The following is a 21,400-nucleotide window of genomic DNA, read 5'->3' as shown; positions in this document are numbered from 1 at the left end:
GCGCAGGAGGGACAGGGTGGGGCGAAGTCCCGGTCGGGCATGGCCAACGGGAACGCACCCCGTCGTATCGGGCCGACCCACCGCCCGCTTAAAAGCGAGGGCAACGGGAGCCCGGTCCGCCACGGTCCTCAGCCGACGCGCCGCCGGCTCGGCCTCTCCACCCCTGACACCACGTCCGGTTGATCGGTCGCTGATCGGGACGGGAGGGAGTGGGGCGTGTGGGGGTGTGGGCGTGGAACCCGGTCTCCTCCCACACCCCCATACCCACACACTCCACCCGGATTTGGTGTGACGCCCGTTCGCTCGCGGGCCGCCGTCAACGCCGAGCGCCCCGCCGACACCGGGGTCGGGGGGCACTCGCTCGCGGTCGTCGAGACGGGGGCCGGGTCGCTACATCGCCATGCCGCCGTCGACGTGCAGGACGTGGCCGGTGACGTAGGCCGCCGCGTCCGAGAGCAAGAAGAGGACGGCCGCCGCGATGTCGCCGGGCTCGCCCAAGCGGCCCAGCGGGATCTGGCCTTTGAGCCCATCGGCCGCCGCGTCGCCCAGGTCGGCCGTCATGTCGGTCGCGATGTAGCCCGGGGCCACCACGTTCGCGCGGACGCCGCGCCCGCCCAGCTCGCGCGCCAGGCTCTTCGTGAACCCGATGAGCCCGGCCTTCGACGCGGCGTAGTTGGCCTGCCCCGCGTTCCCCATCACGCCGACGACCGACGAGATGGTGACGATGCTGCCCGCGCGCTGCTTCATCATCGGCCGGTACGCGGCCTTGGCGACGTGGAAGGCGCCCGTCAGGTTCGTATCGATCACGTCCTGCCACGCCTGGGCGTCCATCCGGATCATCAGCCCGTCGCGCGTGATGCCCGCGTTGACAACGAGCCCGTCGATCCGCCCCCACTTGGCCACGACGGCCTCGACGGCGGCGGTCGCGTCGTCGGCGCTGGCGGCGTCGGCCTGGATGGCGAGGGCCCGGTCGGGGCCACCCAGGTCGGCCACCAACTGGTCGGCCGTGTCGGACGACGCGCGGTAGGTGAAGGCCACGGTCGCGCCGGCCGCGCTGGCGGCTTCGACGATGGCGCGGCCGATGCCGCGCGTGCCGCCGGTGACGAGGACGGTCTTGTCGGAGAGGTCGAGGGTCATGGGCTCGGGCAGAGGAGCCGTCAAGATCGCACCGCGAGGCGTCGCCGGCCCAGCTACCCCGCCCGCTGGCGACCGCGCTCAGCGACCGGCCCCCCGGCGTCGTAGTCCTCGGCGGGAGGCGCGTCGTCCAAGGCGCTGAGGTCGAGGCGCGCGACGGGGGCCTCGGCAGGCTCGCTGTGCATCGCCGGGCCGGTCGCGGTCCGGGCCGACGGCGTCGCGCCGGTGAGGGCCTCGCCGACGGGCGCCGCCAGCACGACGGCGACGTCGTCGGCGAGCGTTTCCAGGTCGCGGAGCTTGCCGGCTCGCCACCGACGGTCGAGGGCCATGATGAGCGGCGCGGCCACCAGCCAGACCGCCAGAAACGCCAGCGCGGCTCCCCACCCCGTGTCGGCGAGCCACCCGCCGAAGGGCGCTGCCACAACGGCGAGGAAGAACCCGTAGCCGACGCCCTCGGCCGTGGGCGACGCGAGCCCGACCAACTGGCGGAGGCGGAGCCGCGTCCGGCCGCTGCGCGGGCTCGCCGTGACGGTCGTCTGGATGCCTAGGCTGCTCGTGTGGCGCCACTCGTAAGCGTTGCCCACCTGCTGGACCGTCCCGCCCGAGTTCTGGCCGAGCCAGAAGGAGGCGTCGACGCCGTGGCGCCCTTGGAGCTCGGCGACGGCCTCCTCCCACGCCTCGGGCGTCAGCGGGGCGTCGATCCAGCGCTCGACCGTGACGTGCGTCCGGGTGTGGCCGGACTGGCGCGCGAGCGTGCGCCCGGCGGCGTCCATCTCGGCCGCGGCGGCGCGCAGGTGGGCCGGGTCGATGCCGGTGTCCCGCCCGACCCGCTCGATCTCGGCCAGCGTGAGGCCGGCGCCGGCCTCGCTCTGCCGGGCGTCGCGCTGTCGCTCGGCGGCGCGCGCGATCAGGTCGGCGATCTCACCCTCGGAATAGGTACGCTCGGACATGCGGATGCGGAGCTGGGGCGCGTGGCCGGGCCCCCAAAATACGGCGCGACGCCGGCGGTCCGGGCGCCGGCTACTCCGCCGCCAGCGCCTCGACCTCGGCGGCCGTCCCGGCCTGGACGGCGACCGCCTCGCGGCCCAGCGTCCGCCGGACGAGCCCCGAGAGGACCTTGCCGGTCCCGACCTCGACGAACCGCTCGGCCCCGTCGGCCGCCATCCGCTCGAGCGACTGGGCCCAGCGGACCGGCGCCGTGAGCTGGTCGAGCAGCCGGAGCCGGATGGCCTCCGGGTCCGTCGTCGGCTCGGCCGTCACGTTCAAGACGACGGGGCACGACGGGACGCTGATCGCCAGTCCCTCCAGCGTCTCCTTCAGCCCGTCCCGGGCGAACGCCATCAGCGGGCTGTGGAACGCGCCGCTCACCGGGAGCGGCACGACGCGCTTGGCGCCGGCCGCGGTCGCCAGTGCGCCGGCCCGCTCGACGGCCGGGGCGTCGCCCGAGATCACGATCTGGCCGGGGTCGTTGTAGTTGGCCGGGACGACCTCGCCGTCGCCGGCCTCTGTCGCCTCGGCGCACGCGGCTTCGAGCTTGTCCGCGTCGAGCCCGAGCACGGCCGACATCGCGCCGGAGCGGACGTCGCCGGCCCGGGCCATCAGCTCGCCCCGACGTCGGACGGCCCGGAGCCCGTCCGCGAACGAGAAGGCGCCGACGGCGGCGAGCGCGCTCCACTCGCCCAGGCTGTGGCCGGCGGCCACGTCGGGTCGGACGCCCCGCGCTGCTAGCGCGGCGTTCGCGGCCAGGCTGTGCGTGTAGAGCGCCGGCTGCGTGATCTCGGTCGGCGTGAGCGCGTCCGGGTCGTCGCCAAACATCAGGTCGGTCAGCGAGAAGCCCAGGACGGCGTCGGCTTGGTCGAGGAGGGCGCGGGCCTCGGGGATCTCGGCCAGGTCGGCGGCCATGCCGGGCGCTTGGGAGCCCTGGCCGGGGAAGAGGAAGGCGAGCATGGGGCGTGTTGCGTGTTGCGTGTTTCGTGGGTGCTCGCGTCACGTAACACGCAACACGGAACACCGCGGTGCTACTGCCCGCTGCCGTACGACCATTTCAGCCAGGTCGCGCCCCAGGTGAAGCCGCCGCCGAAGGCCGCCAGGACCAGGTTGTCGCCCGTGCGGAGGTCGGCCTCCCAGTCCGCGAGGCACAGCGGGAGCGTGCCGGCCGTCGTGTTGCCGTAGCGGGCGATGTTGACCATGACCTGGTCGGGCCCGATCCCCATCCGCCGGGCCGTCGCGTCGATGATGCGGAGGTTGGCCTGGTGCGGGACGAGGTAGCGGATGTCGGGGCCCGAGAGCCCGTTCCGCTCCATGACCTCGGCGGCGGCGTCGGCCATGCCGGTGACGGCCCGCTTGAAGACGGTCTTCCCGTCCTGCCGGACGTAGTGGAGCCGGGCGTCGACGGTCTCTCGCGTGGCCGGGTGCAAGCTCCCGCCGGCCTCCATCCACAGCGCGTCGACGCCCGAGCCGTCGACGTACTGGACGCTGTCGAGCACGCCGGTCCCGTCGGTCGTCGCCTCCAACAGGACCGCGCCGGCCCCGTCGCCGAAGATGACGCAGGTCGTCCGGTCGGTGTAGTCGATGATCCGGCTCATGGCGTCGCCGCCGATGACGAGGACGCGCCGGTGCATCCCGGCCTCGATCATCTTGGCGCCCGTCGTGAGCCCGTAGAGGAAGCCGGAGCAGGCCGCCGAGATGTCGTAGCCCCAGGCGCGCTGGGCCCCGAGCTTGTGCTGGACCAGGCACGCCGTCGACGGGAACACGTGGTCGGGCGTGATGGTGGCGACCAGGATGCAGTCGACGTCGTCGGGCGCGACGCCGGCCTTGGCGAGGCACTCGCGCGCGGCCTCCGTCGCCATGAACGACGTGGCCTTGGTCGGGTCGCGCAAGATGCGGCGCTCCTCGATCCCGGTCCGCGAGCGGATCCACTCGTCGTTGGTGTCGACGAGCGCTTCGAGGTCGGCATTCGTGAGCCGGTCCGGGGGGAGGTAGGCCCCCACGGCGGTGACGGCGGCCGTCGTCTTTGGGTCTGCCATCGGGTGCGTTAGGAGGGGCCCTCGGGGGCCGGGTCGCGCAAGGCCCGGGCGATCCGGGCCGTCAGGTTCTGCTCGACCAGGCCGGCCGTGCTCAGGACCATCTGGCGGCACGCCCGCGCCGACGACCCGCCGTGCCCGATCACGACGGTCCCGTCGATGCCCAGCATGGGGACGCCGCCGAACGCCTGGTAGTCGAAGGGCGCCAGCATCCCCTTGAGCACGCCGCCCACCCTCCCGGCCTGCTCGGCGTCGAGCCCCTGCCGCCCGATCTCGGAGCGGACCATCTGGGGCAGGATCGTGGCGACGGACTCGGCCAGCTTCAGCACCACGTTCCCGACGAACCCGTCGCAGACGCAGACGTCGGCCCCGTGCTGCAAGATGTCGCGGCCCTCGACGTTGCCCACGAACCGGAACCCGTCCTTCTCGGCGAGCGCCTGCAACGTCGCGTGCGCCGCCTTGACGGTGTCGGTCCCCTTGCCCGGCTCCTCGCCCACGTTGACGAGGCCGACCGTCGGGTCGTCCTTGCCCAGGAACGCGGCGCCGAAGACGGCCCCCATCTGGGCGAACTGGACGAGGTGCTCGGGCCGGACCTCGACGTTGGCCCCGACGTCGAGCAACACGCACGTGCCGGTCGGCGTGGGGAGGTAGCCGGGGAGCGCCGGGCGCAGGACCCCGGGCAGCCGGCCCAGCCCGAACAGCGCCGCCGCCATCACGGCGCCCGTGTTGCCGGCGCTGGCGAACCCGTCGGCCCGCCCGTTCTTGACGGCGCCGACGCCGACGTGGATCGACGACTGGGGCTTGGCCTTGAGCGCGACCGTCGGGCTCTCGCCCATCGCGATGGCCTGGGGCGCGTCGACCACGCGGAGCGCGTCGCTCTCGGCGGCGCCCTGGCGGTCGAGCTCGGCGCGGACCTCGTCCTCCCGTCCCACCAGCAGGACCGTCAGCCGGTCGCCGGCCTCGGCGAGCGCGTCGAGGACGCCCTCCACGACGACGCCCGGGGCGTGGTCTCCGCCCATGGCGTCGACGGCGACTCGGACGGGCATGGGCGGGCGGGGCGGACGGGCGAGAGGGAGGGGGCGGAAAGATACCCGCCCCCATCAACGGACGCCGCCCGCGCAGCTCCGAAAGCTCGCGCGGGCGGATCCCATTCGGACGCGGAGCCCGTGAGGGCTCCGGCGCCGGCTAGGCGTACTCCGGGACCTCGACGACGGCGCGGCCGCGGTAGTGGCCACACGTTGGGCAGGCCCGGTGCATCAGCTTGGCGTTGCTGCAGTTGGGGCACTCGTGCGTCTGGGGCACGTCCTTCACCTTGTACTGGGAGCGGCGCTTGCCGGTGCGCGCCTTGGAGTTCTTGCGTTTGGGGTTGGCCATCGGAGTCGGGGAGGTCGCGCGGGGGCGGGGTCAGTCGGAGGAGTCGGGGTCGCCGTCGGGGTCGGCGGACCGGAGGGCCTGGAGGGCGGCCCAACGGGCGTCGGCCGGCGCGTCGTCGTCGTTGTCGGCCACGCCGAAGGCGGTCGGGATCTCGGCGTCCCGGGCGGCCGGGCTCACGCGCCGGAGCGGGAGCGCGAGCAGGAGCGTGTCGTGGACCGGCGCCGTCAGGTCGATCGCGAGCGCGTCGTCGGTGAGGGGCTGGACGTCGTCGTCGGTGTCGCCCTCGGCCGGGGCGTCGGCCGTGAACAGCACGGCGTGGTCGGCCTCGACGCGCTCGTCGTAGAGGTCGAGCGTCCGGTCGCACTCGAGCCGGGCCGTGGCCCGGGCCGTGTAGGCGGCGAGCACGCGGCGGTCGGCGACGTCGAGCCGGAGGTCGACCTCGACATCGGAGAACACCTCCGGATCGAGGCCGAGGTCGTCGGCCGTAGGGCGGTGGGTCTCCTGGTGGAGGCCGTCGGGGAGCGGAGCGATGCGGACCCGGAACACGGTGTCTCGAGCGTCGGTCGTCAAGGAACGCGGGCGGAGCCCGGCGGGAGGGGCGTGAGGCCCCGCGAGCTTGAGAAGGTAGGCCGCCGTCCGAGCGGCCGGCAAGGGCCTCACGCGATGTTCGAGGAAGCCTCCGGGCCCCGGGCACCGCCCGCGGAAGGGCCCCCGTACGGCCGGCGTCGGCGCGGCCTCCGAGGCGGGCGAGCCCGCACCCCGAACGGCCATAGGGGGCCCCCCGAGGCCACCTCCTCCAGTGCTCGAAGCGGGCCGTTTACAAGGTGTGGACAACCGGATTACGAAAACCGAACGGGCCCGCCGCTTCCGGTCATCTCGCGGTAATTCTCCGACGCTCGACGTGACCTCGGACGCGCAACGCCTTGTCCTACAAAGACGGCCCGCGCTGCACAGCTCGTGGACGGCCCGTGGACAACCGGACGGGGGAACCCGCGATCCTGACGCAAACGGGGCGCCGACCGCCTCCGAGTGTGTGGATAACCTCGACGGGCAGCGAACGAGCCGGCTTCTTTTTCCCCCGGCGATCCCGATATTCCGGCCCCCCCTCCCCCCGCCCCTCCCCGACTCTCGCCCCATGGACCGATCGCGCGACGACGTCTGGGACGAGTGCCTCCGGATCATCCGGGACAACATCAGCCGGCAGAGCTTCCGGACGTGGTTCGAGCCGCTCCGGGCCGTCGGGCTGGACGAGGAGGACGGCGCGCTCAAGCTGACGGTCCAGCTCCCGAGCCGGTTCTACTACGAGTGGCTCGAGGAGCACTACTTCGCGCTCCTCCGCAAGACGATCACCAAGGTGCTCGGGCCCGGCGGGCGGCTCTACTACGACATCGTGATCGAGCAGGACGAGCCGGCCACGGGCGGGAGCCGGCGGGGCGCGTCGATGGAGCTCCCGGCCCGCCAGCCGTCGAACGTGCCGCCGGCCGAGCGCCCGCCGCGCGTCGAGCTGCCCGACGGCGTGACGCCGCCCCGCGCTGCGGCCGACGTGCCGTCGGACGCGGGCCGGTCGGTCGACCGGACACGCGGGTTCGACCGGTCGCCGGAGCGCCGCCGCGCGCCCTCCGCGCACCCGTTCGCGCTGCCCGGCGTCAAGCCGATCGAGGTCGACCCGCACCTCAACGACTCGTACACGTTCGAGCGCTTTATCGAGGGCGACTGCAACCGGCTGGCGCGGTCGGCGAGCTGGGCGATTGCCCAAGATCCCGGCGGCACCAGCTTCAACCCGTTTCTCATTTACGGCGGCGTCGGCCTCGGCAAGACGCACCTGATCCAGGCCATCGGCAACTACGCCCTCGCGAACAACCACGCCAAGACGGTCCGCTACGTCTCGTCGGAGATGTTCACGGCCGAGTTCGTCCAGTCGATCCAGTCGAACCGGATCGCCGAGTTCAGCCAGTTCTACCGCGGCGTCGACATCCTGATCATCGACGACGTCCAGTTTTTTGGGGGCAAGGAGAAGACGCAGGAGGAGTTCTTCCACATCTTCAACGAGCTCCACCAGCAGGGGAAGCAGCTGGTGCTCTCGGCCGACCGGCCGCCCAAGGACATCGTCGGGATCGAGGAGCGGCTGCTGTCGCGGTTCCAGTGGGGGCTCGCCGCCGACGTCCAGCCGCCGGACTTCGAGACGCGCGTGGCCATCCTGAACCGGCGGGCCAAGGACGACGGGACCCAGGTCCGCCCCGAGGTGATCGAGTACATCGCGACGCACGTCAAGAGCAACATCCGCGAGCTCGAAGGCGCGCTGATCCGGTTGCAGGCGCACGCGGCGCTGACCGGGCGCGAGATCGACCAGGAGCTGGCGCGCGACGTGCTGAAGGACCTTATCAAGGAGGCCCGGCCCCAGCTGACCATCGAGGCCATCCAGTCGGTCGTGTGCGACTACCTCGGCATCCCCGAGGACCTGGTGAGGGCGCGGACGCGCAAGCGCGAGGTGGTCCAGGCCCGCCAGGTGGCCATGTTCTTCTCGAAGGAGATCACGAACCACAGCTTGAAGACCATCGGGCTCCACTTCGGCGGGCGCGACCACTCGACGGTGATCCACGCCGTCCGCTCGGTCGAGGACCAGGTGGACACGGACCCGAGCTTCCGCGAGATGGTGGGCGCGGTGCGCAAGAAGATGGAGCTCCACCAGCGGTAGAGGCGACCGACCTCCCGTAGGGGCACGCCGGTGGCGTGCCCGGGCCGACCGCGATGGGACGTGGCCACGCCACCGGCGTGCCCCTACGCCGACCGTCCCGTCGAGCCCGACCGACGGCCCCGGGTTTTCACGGGCGGCCGGGACCGAACCGGACGCCTCGGTCGTGTACCTTCATCCGCCCGCCGACCCGGCCGACCTCGGACCCGCATCCCCTGAAGCCATGAAGTTCACCGCCTCCAGCGCCGACCTCCTCCGGGCGCTCTCGACCGTCAACGGGGCCGTCCCGTCCAAGAGCACGCTGCCCATCCTGGAGTGCGTCCTCTTTGAGCGGGAAGACGACACGCTGCGGATCGCGGCGACCGACCTCGAGATCTCCATCGTCCAGCGGCTGCCCGTCTCGTTCGAGCAGAACGGGACCGACGGCAAGCAGCGGATCGCGGTCCCGGCCCGGCGCCTCCTCGACACGCTGCGCGCCCTCCCCGACTTGTCGGTCACCGTCACGACCGACGCCGAGTTCAACGTCGAGCTGACGACGGACCAAGGCCGCTACAAGATGGTTGGGTTCGACGGCGGCGACTACCCGGCGTTGCCGTCGCTCGACGGCGCCCAGGCCATCGAGGCCGACGGGGCCCTCGTCAAGCACGCCATCGACAAGACCGGGTTCGCGGCGTCGAAGGACGCGCTCCGGCCGGCCATGATGGGCGTCCTGTTCCAGGTCCGCCCGGAGAACTCGACGATTGTCGCGACCGACGGCCACCGGCTCGTCAAGCTCGTCTCGAAGGGGATCACGGCGGCCGAGGCCGTCGACGTGATCGTGCCCGAGAAGGCGCTGTCGCTGGCGGGCAAGGCGGCCGGCGACGGGGCCTGCACGCTGCGGATCGCGTCGGGCTACGTCGGGTTCGACTTCGGCGACACCCAGGTCGTCGGGCGGCTCATCGAGGAGCAGTACCCGAACTACGAGGCCGTCATCCCGGTCGAGAACGAGAAGCGGCTGACGGTCGGCCGCGACGCGATGCTGGCGGCCGTCCGCCGGGTCGCCCTGTACTCGTCGTCGATGACGCACCAGATCCGGCTGGCGCTCGAGTCGGACGCGCTGACCGTCTCGGCCGAGGACATCGAGCGGGCGTCGGAGGCCAAGGAGCGCGTGCTCTGCGACTACGACGCGGACCCGATGGAGATCGGGTTCAACTCGCAGTACCTCCAGGAGGTGCTCTCCAACATCGACGGCGAGGACGTCGTGTTCGAGTTCTCGTCGCCCAACCGGGCCGGCGTCGTGTCGCCCGCCGAGGGCGCCGACGGCGAGGAGCTGCTGATGCTCATTATGCCGGTCATGCTCAACACGTACGCCTGAGCGGATGAGAAGGGATGAGGTGAGGGGACCGGGCTCTTCGCCCCTCTTTACCCATCCCCATAGAGCGTGTGCGTCCGGATCTTCTCGCACAGCTCGAGCGCCCGCCGCTCGCGCGTGGCCGGGCGCCGGGCCTGGTCCACGTGGACGCCGAGCGACCGCTGGCGACCGGGCGTGAACGTGGCGAACCGGGCCTGCGCCTCGGGGTCTTGCGACAGCGCGACCGTCAGCTCCTCGGGCAGGTGGACGGCGTCGGGGTCGGCGGGCTCGATCTCTAAAAAGGCCGTCGCGCCGAGCGCGAGCCCGGCCTCTCGGAGGATCGCCCGGCCGAACCGGAGGTGGGGCGCCCCGTTGGACCGGCCGTGGACGGCGCGGCGGAACGGGACGCCGCACAGCGTGCCCGTCACAGCGCGGGCGCCGCCGAGCGCGTCGTCGACCTCGGCGGGGATCGGGACGCAGTGCATCCGGAACCCGGCCTCGGTGCGCAAGACGGGGCCGGCGAAGACTTCGGACATGGGCGCGGGGGCGGCGTCTTGGAGACTACGGTGGCCGGCCGACGACCGACTGTCACCCCAGCGCGTCGACGAGCGCCTCGGCCTCGGCGTCGGTACGGCACTCCACGAGCCAGTCGTGGGCCCGGCGCCGCTGCACCCAAACCGACGTGCCCGCGCGGACTGCGCCCGTCACCGTTTTCAGTGACGTCCGGCGGGGGCGCTCGCCCTCGAACACGAGGTGCGTGGCGGTGACCCGGACCGGACCCGAGCCCTCCCACTCGGCCGGCGCCTCGGCGAGCGCGCCGACGACCTGGGACGGCGTGGCCGGCTCGTCCTGCCGGAAGATCCACCACCCCGTCGACGTCGCCGCCGTCTCGCGAGTCCGGCTCGCCTCGGCCGCGAGCACGCGCCGCCAAGCGCCGGTCGCCGCGGGCCTTCAGCCGGGACCGGCCGTCGGGTGGCCGAAGAGCGTGTGGTAGAGGACCGTGTAGAACACCTCGTTCCGGTCGCCGGGGTCGACGTAGACGCGCCGCTCGTCCTTCGTTCGGAGCACGGTCCCGTTGCGGAACCGCAGGATCTGAAGCAGGCGGTCGACGCCGATCTCGTCCGGCGGGTCGCCCCCTCGGAGCAGGACGACGCGGCGATCGGTCAAGACGACCTCGCCGGCCTTTCGCAGCAACCACAGGGCGTGGGACGGGACCGTCAGCCCGGCCGTCTGTCCCGACTGGAGCGCCGCCGCGCCGATGTGGCGATCGAGCCGCTGCGTGTTGACCTCGCACCACTCCGCCCGCCCTCGGAACCGCCCGAGCTCGCCGGTCACTAGCTCGACGCCGACCTCGGCCGTGGGGACCTCGCCGTGGCGGAGCTTCCAACGGTCGCGGGCGTGGTCGAGCATCCGCTGGATCCCGTCCGGCAGCTCCAGGCTGAGGTCGGCGCAGACGCGCTCGATCTCGGCCTCCTCGCTGGGCGAGAGCGCCCCGTCGCACAGGGCGTGGGCGACTCGCTTCAGGAAGCGCTCGCGCGCCAGCACGTCGTAGGCCCCGTCGGCGACGCGGGGGTCGAGGCCGAGCAGGTGCTGGAGCTTGTAGAGCAGCAGCCGCTCCTCGACCGAGAGGCAGTCGTCGGCGACGGCCTCGGTGACGGCCGTCCCGAACGCCCGCTCGTGGGCCGCCCGGAGGTCGGCCGGCGCCAGCGCCAGCGTCGCGGCGACGTGGCCGAGGACGTGACGGTCGTCGGCGTCGAGGTCGGCATTCGCCAGGCGGTCGTCCAGGAGCTGCTGGTAGAGCGCTCGGCGCTCGTCCGGGAACTCGAGGGCGAGGTCGACCTGGTGGCTCCGCGAGATGCGGACGCGGTCAGGCGGGCCGAAGTCGGCCGGGCTCTCGGCCGCCGCGATCAGGTTGTGGAGCTCGACGTAGGCGTTCCGCCGGGGCGGGTCGCCGAACCGGGGGGCGGGCTCGGGCGCGAGCAGATCAAACGGACCCATGCGGCGGGGTGGACGGGTGGACGGGTGGACGGGTGGACGGGTGGACGGGTGGACGGGTGGACGGGTGGACGGGTGGACGGGTGGACGGGTGGACGGGTGGACGGGTGGACGGGTGGACGGAAGGTGGCCGACGCCTGACCTCCGCGCAAGCGGGACACCACCGAGTTGTCCACGGACCGTCCACGCCGCCGCCCTCTGCCGTTTCCCCTTTCCTGTTTCCCCGTTCCCGCGAGCGGAGCGAGCCTACAGCAGCCGGGCGACGTGGAAGCTCACGACGGGCGTCCAGAACGTCTGCCGCGAGGGCTCCTCGACGTCCGGGCGGAGCTCCAGGAGGTCGACCTCGACGGGGAAGTACGTGCCCTGCACGCCGAACCGGACGGCCTGGGACGTCCGCCGGCCGCGCCCGAAGAAGGCGCCGAGGGCGACCATGCCGCCCACGCCGACCCGGGCCTGGCTCGCGTCGACACCGCCGAGCGGGCCGACCAAGTCCTCGGTGGCGTCGCGGCGCCCGTCCCCGTCGACGTCGTCGAAGTAGGGCCACTGGAGCGCCAGCGTCGGGCCGACGAGGGCGGCCACGAACGGGCGGAAGTTGTCCTCGACGGACCGCCGGAACAGCCGCCGCTCGAGCCCGACGTGGAGCGGAACGAGGGCCACGTAGTTCCGCTTGAACGGCGTCTCGCGCTCGCCGAAGAACCCGATAAAGCTCTGCTCGCGCTCGTCGCGGCCGGCCCCCGCCGAGAGCTCGGCCACGAACGACACGTCGTCGGTGAGCCGGGCCCGCGCCGACCCGCCGGCGCCGAACCCGTACTCGGTCAGGACCACGACCAGGGACCCGCTCGTGCCGTAGCGCGCGGCCGTCGTGTCGGGCAACGGCGGCGCGACGCGGCCCTGCCCCTGGGCCGCCCCGGCGACGAGGACCAGCAGGGCGAGGGGAACGAGAGGCGCGCGCATGGCCCGAACCTACCCACCGCCCCGGCTGTCCGGCCGTGCCCGGGCGTACGTTTCCGAATGCCCGACCCGCGCCCCGATCCCGTCCTGCCCCGGTCCCGTCTCGTCCTGCTGACGGGCGGCGTGCTGGCGCTGCTCGCCCTGCTGTGGGTGCTGCGCGACGCGCTCGGTCCGTTCTGGGTGGCCGTCGCCGGGGCCGCCGTGCTGTGGCCGCTCCGGCGCGAGCGCGCGGCGCAGGCCGTCTTGTGGGCCGGCGGCCTGGTGTTCGGCGCCTACCTCCTCGGCCGGCTGGCCGGCGTGCTCGCCCCGTTCGTCGCCGTGTTCGTGGCGGCCTACCTGCTCGACCCCGCCGTGACCGCGGCCGAGCGACGGTGGCACGTCCCCCGCTGGGCGTCGACGCTGGCGCTGACGCTGGTCGTGGTGGGCGCCGTCGTGGGCGGGCTCGTGCTGCTGGTGCCGATGGCGGTCGGCCAGGTCGAGGAGCTGACGACGCAGGCCGTCGCGCTCGCGCTCCGCGCGCCCGAGTGGGTGGCCGAGTCCGACGCCCTCGCTCAGGCCGAGAACGCTGGGTTGGTCGACCGTGACGCGCTCGTCGCCGAGATCACGACGTTTGTGCCGGGCCAGATCCAGGCGGCGCTGGCCCGCGTGCCCGCGTTCCTGGCCGGCCTCGTCCGCCAGGTCGGCGCGCTGCTGGGGCTGGTCACGACGGCGGCGCTGGTGCCGGTCCTGCTGTTCTTCAGCCTCAAAGACTTCCCCGTGTTGCGGGACGGGCTGGTCGGCCTGCTGCCCCGGGTCGATGGACGGCGGGCGTACCTGGAGCGGGCCGGGTCCGTGTTCGGGAGCTACGTCCGGGGCCAGCTCACGATCTCGGCACTGAGCGCGGTCCTGGTGGCCGTCCCGCTCGCGCTGTTCGGCGTGCCGTACTCGCTGCTGCTGGGGCTGGCGGCCGGGCTCCTCAACCTGATCCCGAGCCTGGGCTCGGTGCTGACCTACGTGCTCGGCGTGACGCTGATGTTGGCGTTCGGGACGCTCACCGACGTGCTGATCGTGCTGGCCGTGCTCGCGGTCCAGGCCGTGATCGAGCAGGCCGTGCTCACGCCCAACATCATGAGCCAGCAGGTCGGGCTCCACCCGGTCGTGATCCTGCTGGCGCTGTTCGTGTGCGGGGCCCTGTTCGGCCTGCTCGGGCTGATCCTGGCCGTGCCGGCGGCGGCGCTGGTGGCCGGCGTCGTCCGCGCCCGCCGCGAGGCGCTCGTCATCGACCTGGGCGACGAGGCGGAGGACGACGCGCTGGCGACCGACCCGCCGCCCCAGGTGTAGGGGCGTATCGCGATACGCCCCTACGGGAGGGCCTGGGCCGCGAGCGGTGCCGGGGCCACCTCGACGGACTCGACGGCCAGGGCCGTGTTGACCTCGACCGGCGGATACGTCGCGCCGCACTGGCCGAGCAGGACCCATAGGACGACGAAGACGAGGATCGTTGAGAAGCAGCCGCCGCCGAGCTTTTTGGCGCCGTAGCCGGCGAGGAGACCGCGAAAGAGGTTGTTCATGACGAGAGAGGGGAAGAAGAGAGGGAGCCGTCGTACGCGACCGCCGCCCGGAGGCTCCGTACCCTACGTCCATGCGCGTCTTCCTCTCCACCGTCGGCACGCGCGGGGACGTCGAGCCGTACCTCGCCCTCGCGAAGGGCCTCCAGCGCGCGGGGCACGACGTGGTGCTGTCGTCGGCCCGGCGGTTCGCCCCGGTGGCCGACGCGCACGGCGTCCCCTACGCCCCGACGACCGACGCGCTCTTGGAGGTGATGGACCTCCCGGTCGCTCGCGAGGCCCTGGAGTCGCTGACGAACGCGGCCGAGGCCGTCCGCCAGTCCTGGCGGCTGATCGGAGTGGTGGGGCCCATCCAGAAAACGCTCGTCGACGAGTCGTGGGCGGCGGCGCAGGCGGCCCGGCCCGACGTGGTCGTGTACCACCCGAAGGCGTTCTGGGGACCGTCGTTCGCGGCCGCGCTCGGGGCCCGCGCCGTCTTCGCCCCGCTCCAGCCGTTCTTCGTGCCGACCGCCGAGCGGCCGGTCCCCCTCTTGCCGACCGTGCCGATCCCAGGGTTTAACCGCCTGACGTATCGGCTCGTCGGGCGCGGCATCGCCGCCTCCGCCCGCCGCTACCTCACCGACTGGCGACGCGCGACGGGCGCCGAGATCCCGAGCGGCCCGGTGCCGACCGTCCACGGGTTCAGCCGCCACGTTGTCCCCGAGCCGACCGACTGGCCCGGGTGGGCGGCGACGGCCGGGTACTGGTTCCTCGACGCGGACGCGCCGCTCGACCCGGCGCTGGCGGCGTTCCTCGGCGCCGGGCCGCCGCCAGTCTACGTCGGGTTCGGGAGCATGACCGGCCGCGACGCGGGGGAGACGACCCGGACCGTGGTCGAGGCCGTCCGCGCCACGGGCGTCCGCGCCGTCCTGGCGTCCGGCTGGGGCGGGTTGGCCGAGGCCACCGGCGACGACCTCTTCACCATCGGCGGCGCCCCGCACCACGCGCTCTTCCCGCGGTGCGCGGCCGTCGTCCACCACGGCGGGGCGGGGACGACGGCGGCCGGGCTCCGGGCCGGTCGGCCGACGGTCGTCGTCGCCCACTTTGGCGACCAGCCGTATTGGGGCCGGCGCGTCCACGCGCTCGGCGTGGGCCCCGCACCGCTCCTCAAGAAGAGGCTGACGGCGCCCCAGCTGGTGGCCGCGATCTCGGCGGCCACCACGGACGACGCGATGCGCCGGCGGGCGGAGGCGCTGGGCAAGCGGCTCCGCGCCGAGGACGGCGTCGGGGTGGCCGTTCGCGCCATCGAGGCGGCGTAGCGCGCGAGACACCGCTTCGCGGACGCTTGCCGGGCTGGCGCGGTCCTCCGTGGTAGCCTGTCCGAAAGCCTCCCGACTCATGCCCCTCACCTTCGAGCTCCAAGCCGAGTGCCCCGAGACCGGCGCCCGCGCGGGCGTGGTCCACACCGACCACGGGGCCGTCGAGACGCCCATGTTCATGCCGGTCGGGACGGTCGGCAGCGTCAAGGCCGTCGCGCCGCGGACGCTCCGGGACGACCTCGACGTCCGGATCCTGCTCGGCAACACGTACCACCTCTCGCTCCGGCCGGGACGGGAGACGCTGCGGGCGGCCGGCGGGCTCCACCGGTTCATGGGCTGGGACCGGCCGATCCTCACCGACTCGGGCGGCTTCCAGGTGTTCTCGCTCGACGGGCTCGTCAAGGTGACCGAGGACGGCGTCCGCTTCCGAAGCCACCTCGACGGGAGCAAGCTCGCGTTCACGCCCGAGTCCGTCGTCGACACCCAGCGCGACATCGGGTCGGACGTGATGATGGTTCTGGACGAGCTGACGCCGGCGACCGTCGACGAGACCGAGGCGCGGCGGGCGAACGCGCGGACGGTCCGCTGGGCCGAGCGGGCGTTCGCCCACTGGCGCGCGACCGAGCCGCACTACGGCCACCACCAAAGTCTCTTCCCCATCGTCCAGGGCGCGACCTACGCCGCCGTCCGCCGCGAGTCTGCCGCCGCGCTGACCCAGCTCGATGCCGAGGGGTACGCCATCGGCGGGCTGTCGGTCGGCGAGGCGGCCGAGGTGATGTACCAGACGGTCGAGGTCACGAACGAGGTGTTGCCGCGCGACCGTCCGCGCTACCTCATGGGCGTCGGGACACCGCAGAACCTGATCGAGAACGTGGCCCGCGGCGTCGACCTGTTCGACTGCGTCATGCCGACGCGCAACGCGCGGACGGGGACGCTCTTCACGACCGACGGGCTCGTCAACATCAAGAACGCCCGGTTCAAGCAGGACTTCGCGCCGGTCGACGCCGGCCTCGACACGTACCACAGCCGGACGTTCTCGCGCGCCTACCTCCGCCACCTCACGATCGCGAAGGAGCCGCTGTTCATGGAGATCGCCTCCGTCCAGAACCTCGCGCTCTACCTCTGGACGATGCGCCAGATGCGGGCGGCCATCTTGGAAGGCCGCTTCCCCGCCTTCCGCCGCGAGTGGTCGGAGCGGCTGGCGGCCAAGGCGTGAGGCAACAGGAATCAGGAGTCAGGGGACGCGCTCGGCACCCTCGCCGGCTCGGTCCCCCCGATTCCCGATTCCTGACTCCTCATTCCTCGACCCGCTCGAAGCGGACGCCGCGCGTCCGGCCGCTGGCGTCGACCGCGAAGCCGGTCACGGCGCCGGCCCCGTCGCGGTCGAACGCGAGCGTGATGGGGAACCCCTCCGGAGCGATCACGAACGTGTCGGCCGTCGTCGGCCGCGCCGGGACGGGCTCGACGGCGCGGGGGAGGCGGGCGACGAGGGCGCCGTCCTCGACGGCGAGTGTGTACACCGCCTCCAGCTCGTCGCTGAGGTAGCGGCCGGCGTAGTCGCCCAGGTCGACCGGCGCGGCGTCGGCCATCGGCTCGACGTCGAGCTTGGACGCCCGGTGGTCGCCGTTCTGGTGGAGCGTCGCCGAGCGGACCACGCCGTCGGCGTCGCGGTGGAACGTGACGCCGGCCTCGACGGCCGCGAGCACGAACGTCGAGTCCGAGGTCGGGACGATCTCGAGCTCGCCCTGGCCCGTCGCTTGGGTGAGGTAGCCGCCGTCGTCGTCGCGGCGGAACGCCAAGACGAAGTCGGGCGCGATGTCGAGCGCGTAGCGGCCGGCGTAGTCGTCGAACAGGTCGTCGTCGAAATCGGCGGCTTCGAGGTCGGACGCGGGCTCGTCGGTGTCGTCCTCGACAAAGCGGTCCTCGAAGAACGCCCGGGCGATCTGGCCGGCGAACCCGCTCGCGTTCTCGGGCGCGTTGAACTCGACGACCACGCCCGCGTCGATCTCGGGGAAGACCGCGACCATCGAGCGGTGCGCGTTGTCGGCCCCGCCGTGGTGGACCCGCCGGCGCCCGCCCACCTCGTCGATGAACAGGCCCAGGCCGTAGTCCGTCGTGTCGCCATCGGCGAGGACGGTCGGTGTCGTCATCTCGCGGATCAGGTCGTGCCCGCCGAGCGCGGCCGTCTCGAAGTTCTGGACCCAGCGCGCGAGGTCGCCGACGGTCGTGTAGATCCCGCCGGCGCCCATCGCCGCGTAGAGGTCGACGGCGTCGTGCCACCGGCCGTCCTCGCCGAGGGTGTAGCCCTGGGCGCTGTTCGGGACGATGGTCGTGGGGTCGGCGCGGACGACGGTGTCGGTCATGCCGAGCGGGCCGAACACGTTCTCGGCCATCCAGTCGGGGAACGGCTGGCCCGTCACGCGCTCGACGACGAGGGCGGCGAGCGCGTAGCCGGAGTTGTTGTAGTTCCAGACCGTCCCCGGCGCGTCCTGGAGCGCCGGCTGGCGCTGGATCATCCGGACGATCTCGGCCCGGTCGATGTAGTCGCCCTTGTCGATCCGGCGGCCCGTGAGCGCGAGCGTGTTGAGGAACTCGCGGTAGCCGCTCGTGTGGGTGAGCAGGTGGCGGAGCGTGACGGTCGCGCCCAGGTCGGGGAGCTCGGGGAGGTGCTCGCGGACGTCGTCGTCCAGGCTCAGCGCGCCGCGCTGGGCGAGGAGCGCCAGGGCGAACGCCGTGAACTGCTTCGACGTCGAGCCGATGTTGGTCCGGGTGTCGAGCGTCATCGGGACGGCGTGCGTCAGGTTGGCCCTCCCGTACGCCTTCTGGAACACGACCTCGCCGCCGTCGACCACGGCGACCAGCGCACCGGGCCGGTCGCCGTCGAAGCGGGCCATCCGCTGGTCTACGCGGCCGGCCGGCGTCGTCGCCACGGGCTCGACGCGCGCCAGCGCGAGCGCGTAGTCGCCGGTCGCGCCCTCGAATGGGGCGACGGTGACCGTGTACGCCCCGGCGTCCTCGGCCTCGAACTGGAACGGCTCCGGCCCGCGCGACGGCTCGTCGAACGTGCCGAGCTCGTCGCCGTCCGGCCCCGTGACCGTCACCACCACGTCGACCGTGAGCTGCATGGCCGCGCCGGAGACGAACGTGCCCGCGTCGAGGTCGAGCGTGTAGCGGTCGGCGTCGCCGGCCAGCGTCCCGGACGCGGGCGCGTCGAGGGCGAGCGGGCGGGCGTCCTGGGCGGCGGCCGACGCCGCGAGGACGAGGGCGAGGAGCGAGAGGCGGAAGAGCGTCGGCATCGGTCGGGGAGCGTGGGGAGTCCGCCGGTCGTCGCCGACGGTCGGCAGGGACCTACCGAGGCCCCTCTCCACGGGGCCGACGCTTAAAAGATGCGGGGCGGAGCCCGTAGGCCCCGCCCCGCACGGGACGTCACGAGACGCGGATCGCTAGCGGACGACCGTCACCGTCCGGCTGACCGTCACGCCCTCGGCCTGGAGCCGGAGCACGTAGACGCCGGCCGAGAGGCCCGAGACGTCGAGCGTCGCCGTCCGCTCGGTCGCGTCGACGGGGCCCTCGGCCAAGACGGCCACGCGGCGGCCGAGCACGTCGAACAACGCGACCTCGGCCACGCCCGCCGTCCCGACCGCGTAGCGGACGGTCGCCCGGTCCCGGATCGGGTTGGCGACGTCGAGCGCGAACTCGGCGCCGGGCGCGCGGTCGACCGCGGTCTCGCCGGTCGCGTCGCCCAGGTCGTCCGCGTCGATCAGCAGGAGCTGGTACCCGACGGCCGGATCGTCGGCGCTGAACTGGCCGACGATGCCGGTCACGTCGGCCGTCGTCGGGATGGCGAGCCCGTCGACCGTCGAGTCGTCGGCGTTGGGGACGCGCGCCGTGAACGGGTCCGAGACCGTGGCGTCGGTGACGCCGTAGTTCGTGCCCGGCCCGAAGGTGCCGCCGCCGTCGACGAACGTCACGTTCTGGACCGTGACGAGCTCGCCCTCGAAGTCCTCGCCGTCGGCCGCGAGCTGGGCCAGCGTGACCACCTGCGGCTCGGGCGCGTCGCCCTGGCCCAAGATCTCGAACGACTCGAGGTCGGCCCCGTTGATCTGGAGCAGCGCGCGGAACTCGGACAGCGTGCCCGTGACGCGGAGCCGGGTTCCCGCCCTCACGCTGTCGGCCGCGACCGCGTCGAACAAGGCGCCCGACGTCTGGCGGATCGCGAGCCCGGCCGTCTCGTCTTGGACGTAGACGAACGCGCCGGCCGCGCGCGAGACCGTGGCCTCGAACGTGACCGTGGCCCCGACGCCCTCGTCGCGGGCCTCGGCGACCGAGCCCTCCGTCGGCTCGGGCTCGGGCTCGGTGGCCGCGCCGATGTCCTCGGCGCGGACCAGCAGGAGCTGGTACCCGGCCGCCGGGTCGTCGGAGCTGAACTGGCCGACGATGGCCGTCACGTCGGCCGTCTCGGGGATGGCCACGCCGTCGACCGTCGTGTCGCTGGCGTTGGGCGTCCGGGCCGTGACGGCGTCGCCGTCGTCGGAGCCGTCATCGACCTGGTAGGTCGTCCGCTCGGCGAACGTGCCGGTCTCGGCGAACATGACGCCCCGGACCGTCACGAGCTCGCCCTCGTAGTCCTCCCCGTTCTCGGCGATCTGCTCGAGCGTGACCACTTGGGGCTCGGGCGCGTCGCCCTGGCCCAAGATCTCGAACGACTCGAGGTCGGCCCCGTTGATCTGGAGCAGCGAGTTGAACTCGGAGAGCGTCCCGGTGATCTGGAGCCGGGTGCCCGCCCTCACGCTGTCGGCGGCGATGGCGTCGAACAGGGCGCCCGACGTCTGGCGGACCGCGAGCCCGGCCGTCTCGTCCTGGAGGTACAGGAACGCGCCGGCCGCCCGCGAGACCGTCCCCACGACGGTCACCGACTCGCCGACGCCGGCCGCGCGGGCGTCGGCGACGGTCGTGGTCTCGGCCGGGTCGTCGACGGTCACCGCGACCGAGTTCGGCTGGCCCGGCTCGGCGTTCCCGCTCACGATGGACAGGCGGAAGGTGGCCAGCTCGGACCCCTCCTCGGTGTCGTCGTCCTCGAACACGAACTCGACCTCCTGGGTCCGCTGGCTCCGCCGGTCCGAGTCGAACGTGACCACGGCGACGGTCGGGCTGGCGAAGTCGTCGTCCGAGGCCGTGCTGGCCCCGCCGACGAAGCTGATCCGGACGACGGTGTCCTCGGTCGGGTCCTCGCCGCGGTAGTCGATGGTCACGGCCACGCGCAGCGTGTCGCCCTCGCGCGTGGCGAGGGTCCGGCTGGCGAAGGCGACCTGGGGCGTCGGGGCCGGCGGGTCCGGCGGCGCGAGGAACGTCTGGCCGGCGTTGACCAGGGCGGGCGACTGGGCGGCGGGGCCGGTCCAGGTGAACCCGTCGTAGGTCGCGCTCGTGCCCGTCAGCTGGAGCGACTGGCCGGACGGCGTGTTGCTCGGCTCCTCGACGCCGACGTCCTGGCTCGTCCGGCCCACGGCCGGGCCGTCCGTGGCCGTGAACGAGCCCTCGTACGACAGGAACTGGAGGAAACCGCCCGTCGACGAGGTCAGCGCGAACCCGTCGGGCGAGCCGTTCTGGAGCCCGTTCGAGGGCAGGACGATCCCGTAGAGCGTGTACCCGTTCTGGGAGGCGCCCGCGTTCAGGCTGGACCCGTCGATCGAGTTGTAGGACGTCCCGTTGCTCCCGTTGTAGAGCGTGAGGGTGAGGTCGTTGACGTCGACGCCATCGGCAACGGCGATCTCGATGAACTCGCCCGTGTCGGCGCCGTCGTTGTCGTAGTGGAACTCGTTGAAGAACGCGCCCTGGGCGCCGGCCGTCGGCGCGAGCAGCAGGGCCGCGAGCGGGACGAGGAGGGAGAAGCGAAGTCGCATGGAAGCGGAGGAAGGGGAAGGGGGGGGACCGAACGGGGGCCTCGTCCGGAGGGTCCGGGGTGGCCACACGGTACCGCTGGGGGAACCTCCCGCGGCCGGCCGCGGGCCCGTCGGTCCCAGGGAGAATACTGTCCGGCTGGCCCCGTCTCGCGCCTC

At 73.1% G+C, this 21,400-nt stretch carries 19 protein-coding genes; 5 read left to right on the top strand and 14 right to left on the bottom strand.

Features of this window, described 5'->3' with window-relative positions; translation table 11 throughout:
* Positions 1 to 390 precede the first annotated feature (390 nt).
* The 7 genes from fabG to ACOOHE_RS02010 form a co-directional block, all read right to left on the bottom strand.
* Positions 391 to 1,137, bottom strand: a complete 747-nt coding sequence (gene fabG / locus ACOOHE_RS02040) for a 3-oxoacyl-[acyl-carrier-protein] reductase (RefSeq protein ID WP_420456133.1) — start codon at positions 1,135 to 1,137, stop codon at positions 391 to 393.
* Between the two features lie 53 nt (positions 1,138 to 1,190).
* Positions 1,191 to 2,084: a hypothetical protein gene (locus ACOOHE_RS02035; protein WP_420456132.1), complete on the bottom strand. Its 894-nt coding sequence runs from the start codon at positions 2,082 to 2,084 to the stop codon at positions 1,191 to 1,193.
* A gap of 70 nt (positions 2,085 to 2,154) precedes the next feature.
* A complete protein-coding gene (fabD, locus tag ACOOHE_RS02030) occupies positions 2,155 to 3,081 on the bottom strand; it encodes an ACP S-malonyltransferase (protein ID WP_420456131.1) in 927 nt (308 codons plus the stop codon).
* 71 nt (positions 3,082 to 3,152) lie between these two features.
* Entirely contained in the window at positions 3,153 to 4,160 is a 1,008-nt protein-coding gene (locus ACOOHE_RS02025) for a beta-ketoacyl-ACP synthase III (protein WP_420456130.1), read from the bottom strand.
* An 8-nt stretch (positions 4,161 to 4,168) separates the two neighbouring features.
* Positions 4,169 to 5,203, bottom strand: a complete 1,035-nt coding sequence (gene plsX / locus ACOOHE_RS02020; protein WP_420456129.1) for a phosphate acyltransferase PlsX — start codon at positions 5,201 to 5,203, stop codon at positions 4,169 to 4,171.
* A gap of 139 nt (positions 5,204 to 5,342) precedes the next feature.
* The gene (gene rpmF, locus ACOOHE_RS02015) at positions 5,343 to 5,531 is read right to left on the bottom strand and encodes a 50S ribosomal protein L32 (RefSeq protein ID WP_420456128.1); all 189 of its coding nucleotides are present in this window, start codon (positions 5,529 to 5,531) and stop codon (positions 5,343 to 5,345) included.
* 30 nt (positions 5,532 to 5,561) lie between these two features.
* Positions 5,562 to 6,101 (bottom strand): YceD family protein, encoded by a 540-nt coding sequence (locus tag ACOOHE_RS02010; protein WP_420456127.1) that lies wholly within the window; start codon positions 6,099 to 6,101, stop codon positions 5,562 to 5,564.
* 565 nt (positions 6,102 to 6,666) lie between these two features.
* Here ACOOHE_RS02010 and dnaA point away from each other — a divergent pair.
* Positions 6,667 to 8,226: a chromosomal replication initiator protein DnaA gene (gene dnaA / locus ACOOHE_RS02005; protein ID WP_420456126.1), complete on the top strand. Its 1,560-nt coding sequence runs from the start codon at positions 6,667 to 6,669 to the stop codon at positions 8,224 to 8,226.
* 220 nt (positions 8,227 to 8,446) lie between these two features.
* Positions 8,447 to 9,577, top strand: coding sequence for a DNA polymerase III subunit beta (gene dnaN, locus ACOOHE_RS02000; protein WP_420456125.1), 1,131 nt, complete (start codon positions 8,447 to 8,449; stop codon positions 9,575 to 9,577).
* 47 nt (positions 9,578 to 9,624) lie between these two features.
* On the opposite strand, the gene ACOOHE_RS01995 is transcribed toward dnaN, so the two are convergent.
* The 4 genes from ACOOHE_RS01995 to ACOOHE_RS01980 all read right to left on the bottom strand — a co-directional run bounded on the left by ACOOHE_RS01995 (position 9,625) and on the right by ACOOHE_RS01980 (position 12,502).
* Entirely contained in the window at positions 9,625 to 10,089 is a 465-nt protein-coding gene (locus ACOOHE_RS01995; protein WP_420456124.1) for a YdeI/OmpD-associated family protein, read from the bottom strand.
* A gap of 52 nt (positions 10,090 to 10,141) precedes the next feature.
* Positions 10,142 to 10,474 carry a hypothetical protein gene (locus ACOOHE_RS01990; protein ID WP_420456123.1) on the bottom strand — a complete coding sequence of 111 codons (333 nt, stop codon included), beginning with the start codon at positions 10,472 to 10,474 and terminating at the stop codon, positions 10,142 to 10,144.
* A 30-nt stretch (positions 10,475 to 10,504) separates the two neighbouring features.
* Positions 10,505 to 11,551, bottom strand: coding sequence for a hypothetical protein (locus ACOOHE_RS01985; protein ID WP_420456122.1), 1,047 nt, complete (start codon positions 11,549 to 11,551; stop codon positions 10,505 to 10,507).
* Positions 11,552 to 11,794: 243 nt separating this feature from the next.
* Complete coding sequence (locus ACOOHE_RS01980) at positions 11,795 to 12,502, bottom strand: hypothetical protein (RefSeq protein ID WP_420456121.1); 708 nt, start codon at positions 12,500 to 12,502, stop codon at positions 11,795 to 11,797.
* A gap of 57 nt (positions 12,503 to 12,559) precedes the next feature.
* Between ACOOHE_RS01980 and ACOOHE_RS01975 the strand changes: the two genes are divergently transcribed.
* Entirely contained in the window at positions 12,560 to 13,819 is a 1,260-nt protein-coding gene (locus ACOOHE_RS01975) for an AI-2E family transporter (protein WP_420456120.1), read from the top strand.
* A gap of 20 nt (positions 13,820 to 13,839) precedes the next feature.
* Here the strand turns inward: ACOOHE_RS01975 and ACOOHE_RS01970 are convergent, their stop codons facing one another.
* Positions 13,840 to 14,049, bottom strand: a complete 210-nt coding sequence (locus ACOOHE_RS01970) for a hypothetical protein (protein WP_420457644.1) — start codon at positions 14,047 to 14,049, stop codon at positions 13,840 to 13,842.
* A 71-nt stretch (positions 14,050 to 14,120) separates the two neighbouring features.
* Between ACOOHE_RS01970 and ACOOHE_RS01965 the strand changes: the two genes are divergently transcribed.
* Positions 14,121 to 15,344 carry a glycosyltransferase gene (locus tag ACOOHE_RS01965; RefSeq protein WP_420456119.1) on the top strand — a complete coding sequence of 408 codons (1,224 nt, stop codon included), beginning with the start codon at positions 14,121 to 14,123 and terminating at the stop codon, positions 15,342 to 15,344.
* A 79-nt stretch (positions 15,345 to 15,423) separates the two neighbouring features.
* Positions 15,424 to 16,560 carry a tRNA guanosine(34) transglycosylase Tgt gene (gene tgt, locus ACOOHE_RS01960; RefSeq protein ID WP_420456118.1) on the top strand — a complete coding sequence of 379 codons (1,137 nt, stop codon included), beginning with the start codon at positions 15,424 to 15,426 and terminating at the stop codon, positions 16,558 to 16,560.
* Between the two features lie 79 nt (positions 16,561 to 16,639).
* Here tgt and ACOOHE_RS01955 read toward each other — a convergent pair whose 3' ends face one another.
* Positions 16,640 to 18,640 (bottom strand): serine hydrolase domain-containing protein, encoded by a 2,001-nt coding sequence (locus ACOOHE_RS01955; protein WP_420456117.1) that lies wholly within the window; start codon positions 18,638 to 18,640, stop codon positions 16,640 to 16,642.
* A gap of 147 nt (positions 18,641 to 18,787) precedes the next feature.
* Entirely contained in the window at positions 18,788 to 21,244 is a 2,457-nt protein-coding gene (locus ACOOHE_RS01950) for a DUF5689 domain-containing protein (RefSeq protein ID WP_420456116.1), read from the bottom strand.
* Positions 21,245 to 21,400 lie beyond the last annotated feature (156 nt).

It is taken from the genome of Rubrivirga sp., from assembly GCF_965213695.1.
Classification (GTDB): Bacteria; Bacteroidota; Rhodothermia; order Rhodothermales; family Rubricoccaceae; genus Rubrivirga.
This window is presented reverse-complemented; position numbering and strand designations above follow the sequence as displayed.

What these genes read in the sequence shown, in the direction of transcription:
- tgt (WP_420456118.1), top strand. Translation starts at nt 15,424, where the DNA reads ATGCCCCTCACCTTCGAGCTCCAAGCCGAGTGCCCCGAGACCGGCGCC.
- ACOOHE_RS01970 (WP_420457644.1), bottom strand. Translation starts at nt 14,049, where the DNA reads ATGAACAACCTCTTTCGCGGTCTCCTCGCCGGCTACGGCGCCAAAAAG.
- dnaN (WP_420456125.1), top strand. Translation starts at nt 8,447, where the DNA reads ATGAAGTTCACCGCCTCCAGCGCCGACCTCCTCCGGGCGCTCTCGACC.
- ACOOHE_RS01965 (WP_420456119.1), top strand. Translation starts at nt 14,121, where the DNA reads ATGCGCGTCTTCCTCTCCACCGTCGGCACGCGCGGGGACGTCGAGCCG.
- ACOOHE_RS02035 (WP_420456132.1), bottom strand. Translation starts at nt 2,084, where the DNA reads ATGTCCGAGCGTACCTATTCCGAGGGTGAGATCGCCGACCTGATCGCG.
- rpmF (WP_420456128.1), bottom strand. Translation starts at nt 5,531, where the DNA reads ATGGCCAACCCCAAACGCAAGAACTCCAAGGCGCGCACCGGCAAGCGC.
- ACOOHE_RS01980 (WP_420456121.1), bottom strand. Translation starts at nt 12,502, where the DNA reads ATGCGCGCGCCTCTCGTTCCCCTCGCCCTGCTGGTCCTCGTCGCCGGG.
- ACOOHE_RS01985 (WP_420456122.1), bottom strand. Translation starts at nt 11,551, where the DNA reads ATGGGTCCGTTTGATCTGCTCGCGCCCGAGCCCGCCCCCCGGTTCGGC.
- plsX (WP_420456129.1), bottom strand. Translation starts at nt 5,203, where the DNA reads ATGCCCGTCCGAGTCGCCGTCGACGCCATGGGCGGAGACCACGCCCCG.
- ACOOHE_RS01950 (WP_420456116.1), bottom strand. Translation starts at nt 21,244, where the DNA reads ATGCGACTTCGCTTCTCCCTCCTCGTCCCGCTCGCGGCCCTGCTGCTC.
- ACOOHE_RS01975 (WP_420456120.1), top strand. Translation starts at nt 12,560, where the DNA reads ATGCCCGACCCGCGCCCCGATCCCGTCCTGCCCCGGTCCCGTCTCGTC.
- fabD (WP_420456131.1), bottom strand. Translation starts at nt 3,081, where the DNA reads ATGCTCGCCTTCCTCTTCCCCGGCCAGGGCTCCCAAGCGCCCGGCATG.
- dnaA (WP_420456126.1), top strand. Translation starts at nt 6,667, where the DNA reads ATGGACCGATCGCGCGACGACGTCTGGGACGAGTGCCTCCGGATCATC.
- fabG (WP_420456133.1), bottom strand. Translation starts at nt 1,137, where the DNA reads ATGACCCTCGACCTCTCCGACAAGACCGTCCTCGTCACCGGCGGCACG.
- ACOOHE_RS01995 (WP_420456124.1), bottom strand. Translation starts at nt 10,089, where the DNA reads ATGTCCGAAGTCTTCGCCGGCCCCGTCTTGCGCACCGAGGCCGGGTTC.
- ACOOHE_RS01955 (WP_420456117.1), bottom strand. Translation starts at nt 18,640, where the DNA reads ATGCCGACGCTCTTCCGCCTCTCGCTCCTCGCCCTCGTCCTCGCGGCG.
- ACOOHE_RS02025 (WP_420456130.1), bottom strand. Translation starts at nt 4,160, where the DNA reads ATGGCAGACCCAAAGACGACGGCCGCCGTCACCGCCGTGGGGGCCTAC.